Annotated in this window: 17 protein-coding genes; 9 read left to right on the forward strand and 8 right to left on the reverse strand. The window is 65.7% G+C overall.

Annotated features, from left to right (window positions below; translation table 11 throughout):
• Positions 1-8: 8 nt before the first annotated feature.
• Positions 9-446 (reverse strand): hypothetical protein, encoded by a 438-nt coding sequence (locus tag H289_RS0105585; RefSeq protein ID WP_020099773.1) that lies wholly within the window; start codon positions 444-446, stop codon positions 9-11.
• 185 nt (positions 447-631) lie between these two features.
• Between H289_RS0105585 and H289_RS0105590 the strand changes: the two genes are divergently transcribed.
• On the forward strand, positions 632-1138 hold the full coding sequence (locus H289_RS0105590) for a hypothetical protein (protein WP_020099774.1): 507 nt from the start codon (positions 632-634) through the stop codon (positions 1136-1138).
• Between the two features lie 28 nt (positions 1139-1166).
• Here H289_RS0105590 and H289_RS0105595 read toward each other — a convergent pair whose 3' ends face one another.
• Both H289_RS0105595 and H289_RS0105600 read right to left on the reverse strand, forming a co-directional pair.
• Positions 1167-1562, reverse strand: a complete 396-nt coding sequence (locus tag H289_RS0105595; protein WP_029104822.1) for a VOC family protein — start codon at positions 1560-1562, stop codon at positions 1167-1169.
• Between the two features lie 29 nt (positions 1563-1591).
• Positions 1592-2428: a class I SAM-dependent methyltransferase gene (locus tag H289_RS0105600; protein WP_020099776.1), complete on the reverse strand. Its 837-nt coding sequence runs from the start codon at positions 2426-2428 to the stop codon at positions 1592-1594.
• Positions 2429-2533: 105 nt separating this feature from the next.
• On the opposite strand from H289_RS0105600, the gene H289_RS0105605 reads away from it, so the two are divergent.
• A complete protein-coding gene (locus H289_RS0105605) occupies positions 2534-3220 on the forward strand; it encodes a winged helix-turn-helix transcriptional regulator (RefSeq protein ID WP_020099777.1) in 687 nt (228 codons plus the stop codon).
• 40 nt (positions 3221-3260) lie between these two features.
• On the opposite strand, the gene H289_RS29815 is transcribed toward H289_RS0105605, so the two are convergent.
• Positions 3261-3473, reverse strand: coding sequence for a hypothetical protein (locus H289_RS29815; RefSeq protein WP_020099778.1), 213 nt, complete (start codon positions 3471-3473; stop codon positions 3261-3263).
• A 346-nt stretch (positions 3474-3819) separates the two neighbouring features.
• Between H289_RS29815 and H289_RS29825 the strand changes: the two genes are divergently transcribed.
• The 3 genes from H289_RS29825 to H289_RS33580 all read left to right on the forward strand — a co-directional run bounded on the left by H289_RS29825 (position 3820) and on the right by H289_RS33580 (position 7455).
• On the forward strand, positions 3820-4962 hold the full coding sequence (locus H289_RS29825) for a dienelactone hydrolase family protein (RefSeq protein ID WP_020099780.1): 1143 nt from the start codon (positions 3820-3822) through the stop codon (positions 4960-4962).
• 169 nt (positions 4963-5131) lie between these two features.
• Positions 5132-6484, forward strand: a complete 1353-nt coding sequence (locus H289_RS0105615; protein ID WP_020099781.1) for a DUF445 domain-containing protein — start codon at positions 5132-5134, stop codon at positions 6482-6484.
• A complete protein-coding gene (locus tag H289_RS33580; RefSeq protein WP_020099782.1) occupies positions 6481-7455 on the forward strand; it encodes an Abi-alpha family protein in 975 nt (324 codons plus the stop codon). Before H289_RS0105615 ends, H289_RS33580 begins: the two co-directional genes overlap by 4 nt.
• A gap of 30 nt (positions 7456-7485) precedes the next feature.
• On the opposite strand, the gene H289_RS0105625 is transcribed toward H289_RS33580, so the two are convergent.
• Positions 7486-8451, reverse strand: coding sequence for an MBL fold metallo-hydrolase (locus H289_RS0105625; RefSeq protein ID WP_020099783.1), 966 nt, complete (start codon positions 8449-8451; stop codon positions 7486-7488).
• The gene (locus H289_RS0105630) at positions 8448-9020 is read right to left on the reverse strand and encodes a carboxymuconolactone decarboxylase family protein (RefSeq protein WP_020099784.1); all 573 of its coding nucleotides are present in this window, start codon (positions 9018-9020) and stop codon (positions 8448-8450) included. The genes H289_RS0105625 and H289_RS0105630 overlap by 4 nt, the downstream gene beginning before the upstream one ends.
• Positions 9021-9122: 102 nt before the next feature.
• On the opposite strand from H289_RS0105630, the gene H289_RS0105635 reads away from it, so the two are divergent.
• Together H289_RS0105635 and H289_RS0105640 are read left to right on the forward strand one after the other, a co-directional pair.
• Positions 9123-9737 (forward strand): TetR/AcrR family transcriptional regulator, encoded by a 615-nt coding sequence (locus H289_RS0105635; RefSeq protein WP_020099785.1) that lies wholly within the window; start codon positions 9123-9125, stop codon positions 9735-9737.
• Between the two features lie 26 nt (positions 9738-9763).
• Positions 9764-10627 (forward strand): arylamine N-acetyltransferase family protein, encoded by an 864-nt coding sequence (locus tag H289_RS0105640; protein ID WP_020099786.1) that lies wholly within the window; start codon positions 9764-9766, stop codon positions 10625-10627.
• 18 nt (positions 10628-10645) lie between these two features.
• Here H289_RS0105640 and H289_RS0105645 read toward each other — a convergent pair whose 3' ends face one another.
• On the reverse strand, positions 10646-11476 hold the full coding sequence (locus tag H289_RS0105645) for a MerR family transcriptional regulator (RefSeq protein ID WP_029104825.1): 831 nt from the start codon (positions 11474-11476) through the stop codon (positions 10646-10648).
• A 129-nt stretch (positions 11477-11605) separates the two neighbouring features.
• On the opposite strand from H289_RS0105645, the gene H289_RS0105650 reads away from it, so the two are divergent.
• Both H289_RS0105650 and H289_RS0105655 read left to right on the forward strand, forming a co-directional pair.
• Positions 11606-11944, forward strand: a complete 339-nt coding sequence (locus tag H289_RS0105650; RefSeq protein WP_020099788.1) for a hypothetical protein — start codon at positions 11606-11608, stop codon at positions 11942-11944.
• Positions 11941-12780 (forward strand): SDR family NAD(P)-dependent oxidoreductase, encoded by an 840-nt coding sequence (locus H289_RS0105655; protein WP_020099789.1) that lies wholly within the window; start codon positions 11941-11943, stop codon positions 12778-12780. Before H289_RS0105650 ends, H289_RS0105655 begins: the two co-directional genes overlap by 4 nt.
• 28 nt (positions 12781-12808) lie before the next feature.
• Here the strand turns inward: H289_RS0105655 and H289_RS0105660 are convergent, their stop codons facing one another.
• Positions 12809-13324 (reverse strand): XRE family transcriptional regulator, encoded by a 516-nt coding sequence (locus H289_RS0105660; RefSeq protein ID WP_029104826.1) that lies wholly within the window; start codon positions 13322-13324, stop codon positions 12809-12811.
• Positions 13325-13362: the final 38 nt, after the last annotated feature.

Consider the following 13362-nt stretch of genomic DNA (forward strand, 5'->3'; position numbering starts at 1 on the left):
GGAGGCGCCTACGCCGTGATGCGCATTTCCTGACCCGGATGCGAGCTCAGGGTGACGACGACCGTGCCGGTTCCCGTCGCGAAGCTTGTGCTCGCGTAGCCGATGAACCCGTAGTGCCCGTCGATCGTCGAAACCGCGGAGATATCGCCTCGCCCGGAGGCCCCGGTGTCGAGATTGCGCCACGCGGCCGTCACCGTCAGGGAACAGGAGCCGTCGTAGATGCCCGCGTCGTAGCGGATCGATACCCCGACGCCATGGCCGACGTCATTGCCGATCTGGACCGGCGTCTGCTGCGCATCGGCACTCACGGTGCCGCCGCACGTGGGTGACGCGACCACGGGAACCGCAGCGAGTTGTCCGAACGCATCGGCATGGGCGGCGGCCACCGACAACCACGGCGCTGCGAGCGCGACGACGAGCGGAGCAGCAGCACGGAATGAGGTCATGTCACTGCTATCGGCGGTGGCGGCGGCAGTGTTAGCGCGCGGCTGCGGGCATATTTCCCGCACCCCCAGCGTTATCAATGTTTGTCTCAATTGTCACATGGGTACCGTTGATAACAGCACCCCCAGTGTGGGTGCGTCGGTCGACAGAGAGTCCATACGTAGAAAGAACCGAATGGGTTATCGCTATGAACACCGTTTTGTACTTCAGCACCAACGGCGCCGTTTATGAAACCCGCGCCTACACACCGGCGGACATCACCGATCTGATTCACGGCCAACGGCTTCAATGCCTGACCAGCACAGACCGCCAGTTCGACTTCTGGTTCAACCCGACATCACGCCGGTGCCAGCGCCGCATCAATCGCAAGGCAACCGAACTATTGCTGGCGACAACAGCTTTCACCGCCAAGAACGTTCCGCTGCTGCGTGGGTCCATCGTCCTGGCCAGCCATGACGCCGACGGCGATCTCGACGGGCTCAGTTGGCTGCAACTCGATCAGCTGTCCGAGCTGAATCGATCGCTCACCGCCCGCGACGAGCGAATCCTGGGCCGCCGCATAATGCGCGAAGAGCGCCGCCTGCGTGCGGAGACGGCCACCAGATCGCGCGTCGCTGCCGCCTCCACACGGCCGTCGACCGCGAACGCTCAAACCGGCTTGCGCTGGAAGGGTTTCGCGGCACCGGCGCAGTAGAAAGCGGCCAGGTGGTTCGTGTTCGCCGCTAGGCCGGCGGCGCGAAGAACTCCAACGCGATGCCGTCCGGGTCGCGGAAGCTGACGCCCGAACCATAGTGCGCGTCGACGACGCCGCCGTGCGTGATGCCCAGTCCCTCGAGGTGTCGAGCACGCTCCTCGAGCTCGTCGCGGTCAGCACAACCGAACGCGACGTGGTCCAGTCCGACGTTGTACTCGCTGAACCGTTCTGCCGGTGCGGTTTTCGCGTGCTGGTGCAGGCCGAACAACGTGCCGGTGCCAAGCGCGAAGACCGCATGGCGGAATCCCCCGTCGGTGTCTTCGTCGAGCACTGGTTCAGTGCCGAACAGCGCGCGGTACCACGGGACGCTCACCGCGAGATCGCGCACGGTGACCGCAACGTGGGTCAAAGGACCGAATGGCATCATGTCCATCCCCTTACGTCGTCGTCTTCTCAGCGCTTTCGCGCGGTGATGAGCAGGTACTCCCAATCCATCACCGCGGTGGTGCCGCCGCGGCTGAATTTCCGGGTGAGGGCGACGAGATCATGGTCCAGCGCTGCCGTGCGCTCAGGATCATCGGCGATATTGCGGTAGACCGAGATCGTCGGCCCGTACCGGGCTTTGAAGTAGTCGAGAAAGTCCTCGGGCCGTGCGAATTGATCAACGGTGACGGTCCGCCGCCGGACGACGAGGTCCGTCACCCGGTCACCGAACAACGCGCGCACGTGGTCCTCATTGCCCCATAGCGGTGGCGGCTGTGCGCCGGGAGGGGGCGGCGGAGCGTACGGCTTCATGGTCGCGAACAGTTGGCCGATGAAACCTTCCGGCGTCCAGTTGAGCAGACCGATGGTGCCGCCGGGGCGGCACACGCGCACCAGCTCATCAGCGCCGGCCTGATGGTGCGGGGCGAACATCACACCGAGACAAGACATGACAACGTCGAACTCGTTGTCGCCGAACGGAAGCGCCTCGGCATCGGCCTGTTGCCACGTCAGCGTCAGACCGTCACGCTCGGCGGATTCCCTTCCGGCATCGAGGAGTTCGGGTGTCAGGTCGGAGGCGACGACGTCGGCGCCCGCGCGCGCCGCGGGTATGGCAGCGTTGCCGGATCCCGCGGCGACATCGAGTACCCGGTCGCCCTGCCCGATTTCGCACGCGGTGACCAGCGTTGGACCGAGGCTGGAGATGACGTCGGTCGCCAGCGCCGGGTAGTCCCCCAGTGCCCACATGGCACGGTGCCGCTCCTTGAGGGCACGGTCCTCATCGGTCGACGAAGCTGCAGTGGTCATGTCGGCTCCCTTCTCGGCGGGTTGAAACTGACGCTACGAGCCCCCCGCTCCGCCGACTAGTACAAAATCTGGACTACTCGGAGCGACTGCTCGTACGCTGAGTCGATGGGTGCGTCGTACCACCAGTTCTGTCCCGTCGCGAAAGCGATGGAATTGCTCGACGAGCGGTGGACCATGCTGATCGTCCGCGAACTCGGTTGTGGCAGTGAACGTTTCAACGATCTCCGGCGCGGCGTCCCGCAGATGTCCCCAACCCTGCTGTCCAAGCGGCTACAGCAGCTGACGCGGGCGGGGATTGTGGATCGACACGCCGACGGCGCGGACGTCCGCTATGTGCTCACCGAGGCGGGCCGGGAACTGTGGCCCATCGTCCAAGCAGTCGGCAGGTGGGGCGTCCGATGGATCGGTGAACTCGGCGACGAGGACCTCGATCCCAAGCTGCTGTTGTGGGATATGCACCGCAACGTCAACCACGGTGCGGTTCCCGACGGGCGCGCGGTGGTCCACTTCCGCTTTCCCGACGTCGAGTCGCGCGCGAGTCGATGGTGGCTGGTGATCACACCCGACGAGGCGGACGTCTGCGACAGCGACCCGGGCCAGCCCGTCACCGCGACCGTCACCGCCAACCTGCGCACCATGACCGGGATCTGGCGCGGTGACCTGTCGTGGACCGACGCGCTGCGCGGCGACGCGCTCGCCATCGATGCACCCAGTTCGGTGCGACGGGCCATGCCGACGTGGTTCGCGTTGTCGGGGTTCGCCGGGGTGGCGCGGCCGCAGCCTCTGGGTTGACCCATCCGCTCGGGTCATGGCGCCGAATCCACTCTTGAGGTCATTCATGGTCGAGGGAGGCGTCGGATGTGTTGGACTGCGCGAAGGACAGAACCATCCTTGGCTTCTTTCCTGGCTTCTCCCATTCAGCGGCACTCACCAACGGCAGGGCGATGATGCGAATTCTGACCTGGGCTGCGGCTGCATTGATCGCGGGTGCCGCACTCGGTTTCGCGCCCGCGACGGCGCGCGCCGACACGGCGCCGTCGGACACGACCAATACACACAAGTTGGAGCACGCCGCGGTGGGCAACCAAACTCAGTCCGGCCGGAATGCACCCGCCGGCGCGAACGCGAAGCATGAACGGCGCCCGCGCGGCTCGTCCGTCGAATCTGCCAAGCGGCCGGAATCGAAGACCGCAGACCGGAAGGCTGCCTCAACAGCTCCCGTCGCTGTCGAAGCAGTGCCGACGCCCGCCGACGTCTCCGGGTCTGGCAGGAAAGTCATCATGCGCCCGGCCAAGCTTCCGGCCAGGAGCATGCCGCGGACTCCTGTCGAGGCAGAGCGCTCCGCCAAAGACTCGCCGACCTCCATATCCGCGAACACCACCAGAACTGCCGTGCCGACCGCACAGCCGGGGTCGAACCTGGCGCTGGTCTCTGCGATCTCAAGCCCCAGAACGACCGCGAAGACCGCCGCGACGGCGATCACGCCGGCCCGCGCACCGACGCTGCTCGGTGTCGTCACCGGCCTGATCTTCGGCGCATTCACCCAACTGGAGCGGGTGATCACAGGGCCTCCGACCATTCCACCCGGAAGCTCGGTCACCGTGCACAGCTCGACTCTGGAGCTCGCGGCCGGCGTCGTCGTACCGGCGGATTGGTACTACCCGGCCGGTAAGCAGCCCGAGCGGATGGTCCTGCTGCAGCACGGCTTCTTCGCGATCGGTGCGATGTACAGCGGCACTGCGGCCCGGCTGGCCGAAGCCACGGACAGCGTCGTGGTGGTTCCGACACTGACTTCCAATCCGTTCGCCGACGGCGGGCTGTGGGTCAACGGCGTGGGCATGCAGCAGGCGATCGCCAGATTGTTTGTCGGCGACCGCACGGCGCTGACGTCCAGCGCGATCGCAGCCGGCTATGCCGGGCAGTACGGACTGGCCGCCAGAGATGCGACCCTGCCGACGCAGTTTGCGCTTGCCGGCCATTCCGCCGGCGGCGCACTGGTGGCCGGCGCCGCCGGCTACTTGGCGGATTACCGCGCAGCAGGCGACCTCGTTGGCGTTTTGATGCTGGACGCCGTCACGACCGCCGGCCAATTATCGAGTGCGCTCACCAAACTGGATGTCTATCAACAACAGTCAGGTCGCTACATCCCGGTGCGGGAAATCGGGTCACCGCCCAATCTGTGGAACTTCATCAGCAATGTCAACGCGACACTGTCCCGGGATCGGCCGGGGCATCTCGCCGGTGTCGTGCTGTCCGGTGGCGTGCATACCGATTCCATGGGCGGCGGCAGTGCGCTCAGCCAGCTCTTGGTACACCTGGTCGCCGGCGTTCCGCTCGAGCGGAATTCACTGGCAGTCGGGCAATTGTCCGCGCAGTGGCTCAACGATTGGTTCTCTGGGAATGCCGGCGCCGACGACGATCTGGTGCCCGGCACCACCGTCACCATTGCCACCGCAAACGGGCCGGCCGTCGGCACCGTGATCGGAGCTCCTACCGCCCTAGCGCCGAACGGAAGCGTCCTGACGGCTTCATGACGGACAGCGCGCGATACCTCGTGGTCCTGGCGGGCGCTGCCGCCCAAGATTGGGCCGTCCCCGTGCGGCGGGAGACAAGTCACCGTCTGTCATCGAAACAACCGCTAATGTGCACACGCACAGGTGGCAAACCACAGGTGCTGCGGATCAGTGCGCGCGGCGAAAGGCGGTGAGGTCGACGTTCAACGAATTGTGGGGTTGGTTGGTCGATCGCGACTGGACGTTGCGCGAGATCCACACCCCGATGGGGTGGTTCGCGTTCCTCAGCATCCCGTTGTTCACCGCGGTGATCGGCTGGCTCATCAACTGGACCGGCCTGATCATGCTGTTCTATCCCGTCAACTTCCATGGGTTCAGAATCCCGGGAATGGCCGAGCTGGCACGGCTGTTGCCGCACAAGCTGCAAGAGATTCCGGGCATCCTGCAGGGCGGAGTCGGCTGGCAGGGCATCGTGCCCGCGCGCGCGGCCAAGATGGGCTCGATCGCGTCTGACAAGGCCATCGCCAAGCTCGGTACGCCGGCGGAGTTCTATCAGCAGCTCGAGCCGGACATGATCGCCGAGCACATCGTCAAGCTTTTCGAAGCCGAGATCCCGCAGCTCGTCGATGAGGTGATGGTCGCCAACGACCCCCAGTTCTGGCGCGACCTGCCGACCGTCGGCAAACGCGCGATCGTCGCGCGGGTCCAGTCGCAACTACCCGACGTGGTGCGGTCCATCACCACCGAGATCGGCATCCACATCGACCAGCTGCTCGACCCCAAGATCATGGTCATCGAGCACTTTCGGAAGAACCCTGACCTCGTTATCCGCGTCTTCAAGGACATCGGCCAGCGCGAGCTGAACCTGATGGTCAACTTCGGCTTCATCTTCGGGTTCCTGCTGGGCATCCCCGTCGCGTTCATCGACCACTGGTTCCACACCTGGTGGATGCTGCCGACGCTCGGCGTCATCGTCGGCTGGATCACCAACGCACTCGGCATGTGGCTCATCTTCGAACCGACCGAGCCGACGCGCTATTTCGGCATCAAGTTCCAGGGCCTGTTCCTGCGGCGGCAAGAGCAGGCCGCCGAGGTGTACGCCGGGATCATCGCCGACGACGTCATCACGCTGGAACGCATCGGCGACTTCCTGATCGACGGCCCGAGCGGCGACCGCACCCGCCAGATGATGGCCGCGGCGCTCGGCCCGGCCATCGACCGGGCAGCCGGCCCCATCCGGGGCGCCGCGCGGGTGGCGCTCGGCGCCCAGGCCTACGACTCGATCAAGGCCGGCTTCGCCGCCGAAGCCGTCGGCCGGACGCTGACGCCTTTCAAGGACGAAGAGTTCTCGAAGGCGCAATCAGGGAAAATCCGCACGCTGATCGCTCAGCGCACCAAAGAACTTCCGCCGACCGACTTCGTGGAGATGCTGCGTTCGGCAATCAGGGAAGATGAGTGGATGCTCTACGCTCACGGCGCGATCATGGGCGCTGCCGGTGGCTTCCTCCACTACGGAATCTTCTTGGGACTTGGTGTGGCATGAGTGACGACAAACGTCAGACGCCCAGACGACGCCACGCCCAGTGGGGACCACTCAGCGCCACCTTTTCTCCGTCACCGGAGCCGACCTCGTCGCTCCTTCCCACGAGCGTCGAGATCGGCGAAGCACTGCCCGGCCTCGTCCGACTGGCCGCGACGGCCTGGGTGCGCACGGCGGAATGGACTCTGGTTGCCGGGCTCAAAACGGGCCGTCGCGCACTCGAGATAGTCGCCGACCCGGCATCGGCGGCCGACACCGCACGCGAGCTGATCTCCGGCGTTGCCCAGGCCGGCACCGTTTTCGGCGAGGTGGCCAAGGCCGTCTCGAACGGTGTCTCGGTGTCGCAGGCCGTCGTCCAGGTCAGTGCCTCACTCACCGAAACCGTGACGACGACGCACGACGTTTCGCATCAGCAGGAAGAGGAAGAGCGCCAGCGCAAGATGGAACAGTCGCTGCGCGCTCAGGGGCAGGCCCTGCTGACCCGCTCGCGCGACGTGTGGAACACCGAACGCGGCCACCCCGCCTACGCCCGCATCCTCGAGGAGATGGCGCCCGACGAGGCCCGCATCCTGCTGTTGCTCCTGCGCGGCGGACCGCAGCCGGCGGTCGACGTCCGCACGGGCGGCCCCATCGGCATGGTGTCCTCGCGGCTGGTGGCTCCGGGCCTCAACATGATCGGCCCGCGGGCGGGCCTGCGCTACATGGACAATGTGCCCGCCTACCTCAACAACCTGTTCCGGCTGGGGCTGATCTGGTTCTCGCAGGAACAACTACGCGACCCGCTCGAATACCAGGTGGTCGAGGCCCAACCGGACGTGCTGGCCGCGATGCACTCGGTGCGCGCGCACAAGGTCGTCCGCCGGTCGATCCACCTCACGCCGTTCGGCGTCGACTTCTGCCGCGCCTGCCTGGTGTCCGAAGACGAAGACGTCGCGGCGCTGCCCGAGCATCAGGCGCCGCACGACATCGAGTGAACGGCGCCTTGATCTGACCGGCGCGCGTCCCTAACCGTGGGCGTGCGTGAGCTGCGCCGCGATGGACTCGATGGCCTGCGTCAGGTCCAGGTACGGGATGCCGGGGTCACGTTCGTGGTAGATCGCGGTGACGATGATCGGAAGTGTCGCAGCGGCTTCCGGGTAGTTCTGGATGTCCATGCGAGCAACCGCCTCGGCCACCGGCACACCTTGGTCGTAGAGGCGCGTCGCGTCGTTGTGCAGGGTGGACCAGAATCGGATTCCGCGGTCGATCGCCGCGTTGATCTCGGGACCGATCAGGACGGGGCCGTGCCCGGCGACGACTTTTCGGGCACCGAAGGCGCGGATGCGCTCGAGCGCTCTGATCCAGTTCGGGATCGAACCCGACCAGGTGACCGCAACGGGGTTGTGCGTCAACAAATCTCCGGCGTACAGCACACCCAGCTCGGGGAGGTAGGCGATGGCGTCGCCCACGGTGTGTGCCGGCCCCAGTTCGTGGAGTTCGACGTCGATTTTGCCGACTCTCAGCGCCTTTTCACCGTTGAAGGTGGTGTCGGCGGCGCGAACACGTACTTCCGAGAAGTCGAACGGCCGGCCAAGTGGTGCGAGGGCCTGCAGCGGACCGCCCGGCCTGGTATCGGTGTTCAGCAGTTTCGTGGTGAGGTCGGCGTGTTCCTGAGTCATCAGCGCACTGGCGGCTTCGGTGGTGATGATCTCGGTGGCAGCGGAGAACACCTGATTGCCGAAGAAGTGGTCACCATCGGTGTGGGTGTTGAAGACGTACCGCACCGGCGCCGACGCGGTCAGTTCGTCCATCTGTGCACACATGGCCCGTGCGTGTTGCACGTCGTAGAGCGTGTCGATGACCAGTGCTTCGCCGGCACTCACCACCAGGCCGGCATTGGCCAAGCCGAGGGCTTCATTGCCGGACAGGAAGACATGGGCTCCCCCACCGAGCTCGAATAGGCCTTCCGCAAAAGGGATTTCGTCGGTCATCGTCCGTCCTTCGCTCGTTCGTCGTGCAGCTTGGCGGTGGCGTCGGCCAGAATGTTCGCCGCGTCAGCCGCGTCTCCTTCGGGGACGATGCCGAGGGTCTTGATGAACATCGCGGTCATCACGTAGTGGCCGACCAACAGCGTCACCTCGGCAATGTCGTTGTCGGAGAAGAACTCCTGCATCGCCTCGGTACTCGCCCCGCCGCCCTTGATCTGCGCCAGCAGGTCATCGACGAACCCGATGAGCACGTCGACGCGACGGTCTCCGAACTCGGTGGCTCCTGACACGACGCTGTCGATCGTCGGCTCCGAAACCCCGGCGGCCCGCGCTTCGGGCACGTGGTGGTGAATCTCGTACGGGGCGTTCGTCACCGCGCCCACTCGCAAGATCACCAGCTCCCGCGTGTCGGCCGACAGCGCGCCCGTGCGGAACGAAAGACCCAGGGCCAGATACGGCTTCGCGCTCGCGCTCGTCATCACCAGACCCCTCGAGAGGTTGGCCGGAAACAGGTCATAGACCTCGCGTTGCGCGGGATCGAGGTCCTCCACGTTTGGCAGTTGAACAGCCACGAATCCTCACCTTCGCTTCAAAAGGAGTCTTGTTCGGCGGCGCTCATAAGATACGGAGCGTTTCCTATCGCCAGAGTAGCGCGGCCGGTTAAGATACGCAACGTGCCTAATCGAACAGCGGCCGTACCGCCCGAGCCGGTTTTCCGACGCCGGGACGACGCGCTGCTGTCCGCCATCCGCGACGCCACCTGGGCCGAGCTGACAGACAACGGGTACACCGGTGTCACGTTCGAAGGCGTCGCCCGCCGCGCCAAGACGGGCAAGCCAGTTCTGTACCGCCGCTACCGTTCTCGTGCACAGATGGTCACCGACGCGCTACCGACGCTTCGCACCCCACCATTCGAGGTGGCGTCGTCCAAGGGGCTGCGCGAGGACATCCTCACGATGGTCAAATCCCTGGTCGATCAGTGGCAGCAGATCGGCCTCGACACCTATCGCAACCTCATCGCCGAAGCCGACGAGGCCACCCTGGAGACCTTTCAGGCGAAGGTGGCCGCGCAGACGGACCACACGATCCGCCGCGCGCTGGACGCCGCGCGGGATCGGGCCGAGATCGGGCCGGCCAGAATTCCCGACCGCGTGGCCACGAGCATTCTGGCGCTGATGCGCAACGAATTGTTGTTTGCAGACAAGGCCATTGAGCCCCGCGCCCTCGCCGAGCTGATCGACCTCATCTACCTGCCGGCGATCGAGGCCGCGTCCCGCCAAACCTCGTAAGGGCGTGTTCTGACTATCGTGGGGCTGTGACCACATGGCATGGCGACGAACTCGATCTTGAGGCCTACTTCGTGCGCATCGGCTTCGATGGCGAGCGACTCCCGTCGGCCGCCACCTTGGCCGCTCTGCACCGCGCCCACACCACCTCGATTCCGTTCGAGAATCTGGAGATCATGCTCGGCCGGCCGATCGTCCTCGATCTGGATACCTTGCAGAACAAAATGATTCGACGCCAACGCGGCGGCTACTGCTACGAGCATGTGACGCTGTTCGCGGCGGCACTGGAGCGGCTCGGTTTCCGGTTCACCGCGCTCGCCGGCCGCGTCACCCTGGGCGCGGAGACGAAGCGCCCACGCACGCACGCGCTGATCGTCGTCGAGTTCGATGACGATCGCCGCTGGCTGTGCGACGTCGGATTCGGCCGCGGACCACTCGAACCCATCGAGCTCATCACGGGCAACGAGGTCGAGCAAGACGGCTGGCAGTTGCGCCTGTCCAGGGCACCGCTCGGCGCCGACACCGAGGTGTTCCACCCCGACGAGTGGACGCTGTGGCAGCGGTCGAGTGTGGACGGCACGGTCGGCTGGCTCGACCGGCACGTCTTCACGCTCGATCCGCAGTATCCGATCGACTACGCCGTCGCCAACCATTTCGTGTCGACCTCGCCGCGGTCACCGTTCACCACCCGGCCGTTCGTCCAACGATTCGCCGCCGACGTTCAGCATGTACTCGACGGAACCACCTGGACCACAACGAATCCCGACGGATCATGCTCGACAAGAGGAGTCGAGATCTCTGACGTACCAACCTTGTTGGCCGACACCTTCGGCGTCGAGTTGTCTGGCGACGACGCTGCCGGCCTGGTCGACTGGATGCGGGTGCGCACCTGAGCCGGCCGAGCGTTGCCATCATGCCGGCGGCGGGGTGGTGCTGAAGATCGGCCAGAGGATTTCTGTGGCGGTGAACGCTGTCGGATCAGAGGGCGTGCTGCCGAGGTAGTGTTCGCGGATCGGCCCCTGACCACTGATGAGATGCTCGTTGGCGTATATGCCCAGCGCCCCGTAGCTGCGGTCGATGCTTTCGTCGTGACCGCCGGAGTGGGTGAGCACCGCGTAGTCGGCCTTGGGCAGCACCTCGGCGCGGACACCCTCCGGCGGGTCCGTCGATTGCGGCGCAGGCACGAATAGAGTTGCGTGGCCGCGTGATTCGAGGAACAGCGCGCGGTCGTAGAGGCCGCCCGGCACAATTGCGGATGGCGCGTCCGCCACCGCGGCGACTGCGTCCCGCAGCGTCTCCAGTGTCGCTGCGAACCAACTGTCGATCTCGGATATCTCGATGGTGGCGCCGACAGACCACACGGCGAGTGCCGGCTCCTGGCGCACCTGCACGAAGGCGGGAGTCTGCACGGGAGAAAGCAACTCGCGCAGCGCGCCAACGGTGTCACGAGTCTGCTGCAGCTGCTCTTCCATCTGTTCGAGATGAGTCGTGATGATCTCGGTGCGCGTCGCGGCATCGTCTGTGCTCAGCAGCGCCTTGATGTCGGGAATGGACATACCGAGAGATCGGAACCGTCGGATGATGTGCGCATGATCGACCTGACTGGTGTCGTAGAAGCGGTAGCCGGTATGCGCATCGATGTGAGCTGGTTCGAGAATCCCGATGTCGTGGTAGTGCCGTAGCGCCTTCCTACTCAGGCTGGTCATGACGGCGAAGTCACCGATCGAAACCTGTGCGCCCACGACATCCTCCTCATGCGATCGGCCGCCCGCGTTATCGGCTGAGGCCATCCTGCAGTCTCCCCCTGGGGCAAGGTCAACGTCGCGGCCCAGGCTTGACTCTCCCCCTACAGGAAGCTCCACCGTGGGGTCATGACCACAGATTGGGATGCACTCCCGGACAACATAAAGACGTTCATGACCGCGCTCAGCACGCCGCAGGACGGCCGCGCGGTTGCCACATTCACCACCGATGCGGTCGTGACCGACGAGGGGCGCGACTACACAGGCCGTGACGAGATCGGGGCCTGGCTGACCGCCTCGGCCGGCGAGTACACGTACACGTCAGAGTTCACCGGGGCGACCACGACCGACACCACGATCGACGTCGTGCAGCACCTGGAGGGCGACTTCCCCGGCGGCGTCGTCGACCTGCACTTCCGCTTCACCCTCGATGGCGCCTCGATCAGCCGGCTGGTGATCGAGCCATGAGCAGGACGTGGTTCATCACAGGGGGCACGCCCGGCGGCTTCGGGGTGGCCTTCGCCGAGGCAGCACTGGAGACCGGAGACCGCGTGACGCTCACGTCCCGGCGCCCGCGGGAGCTGGCGACCTGGGCCGGACAGTTCGGCGACCGCGTTCTCGTCGTGCCGCTGGAACTCACCGATGGGACGCAGGTGCAGCGCGCGGTGCGCGCCGCCGAGGAGCACTTCGGCGGTATCGATGTACTGGTCAACAACGCGGGTCGCGGTTGGTACGGATCGATCGAGGGGATGGACGAGACCTCGCTGCGGGCGATGTTCGAACTGAACTTCTTCGCGGTGCTGTCCGTGACGCGCGCAGTGCTGCCAGGCATGCGGGCCCGCGGAAACGGGTGGATCGTCAACGTGTCCTCGGTGGCCGGCCTCGTGTCGGCGGTCGGATTCGGCTACTACAGCGCGACGAAGTTCGCCATCGAAGCCATCACCGACGCGCTGCGCGATGAAGTTGCCGCACAGGGCATCTCCGTGTTGACGGTCGAGCCGGGCGCGTTCCGCACCAACGCCTACGCCGGCTTCACCAACGAGCCTGTCGCTGAGGCGATTCCGGAGTATCACGACATGCTGGAGCAGGTCCGCGCCACCTTCGTCGGGATGGACGGTGTGCAACCGGGCGATCCTCGCCGCGGAGCTCGTGCGGTGCTCGCAGCGATGGCCCAGGACTCGCCGCCCCGCCGACTGGTCCTGGGCAACAGCGGGTACGACGCCGTGATCGATGCGCTGAAGCAGAACCTGGCCGACATCCGAGCCAACGAAAAACTCTCTCGCAGTGCGGATTTCCCTGCCTAGTCGAGCGCCCTTCTTCCTTCTGCGGCCCTCACCGCGGGGTGGTGATCACCACTACTGCTTCAGCGGCACCACCGACGGCGGCGAACCGGTGGCGGCGATCGCTCAGCCAACTCAGCGTCGCCCCTTCCTCGACCAGGCTCTCCTCACCGACCGGCCCGGCCAGCACCTTGCCGTCGACGACCGTGAGGTGCTCGCGAACGCCCACCCCGTGCGACGGCGAGATGTGCTCGGCGCCGTCGGGGAACTCCAGGCGGAACACCTCAACGGTCACCCGGGGCAGGTGCCGCACCGAGAGCAGCACCGTGCGCATCCCGCCATCGGCGGCAGGATGCACGCCCGGGGTCTCGCCGACCAGCGCGGTCAGCGGTACATCCAGGGGTTCACACAGGGCGTAGAGGGTCTCGACCGTGGGATTGCGACCGCCCGACTCGATCTCGGACAACGACCCCTTGCCCACCCCCGCTCGGCGGGCGAGCTCGGACAGGCTCAGACCCCGCTCCACCCGTAGCTCGCGCAACCGGCGACCGACCTCTCCTGCATACATCTCCTCATGGTACGTTCCGTTTACAGAACGTTCCGTAT

Origin of the sequence: Mycobacterium sp. 360MFTsu5.1 (assembly GCF_000383495.1) — a bacterium.
Lineage (GTDB): Bacteria > Actinomycetota > Actinomycetes > Mycobacteriales > Mycobacteriaceae > Mycobacterium > Mycobacterium mucogenicum_B.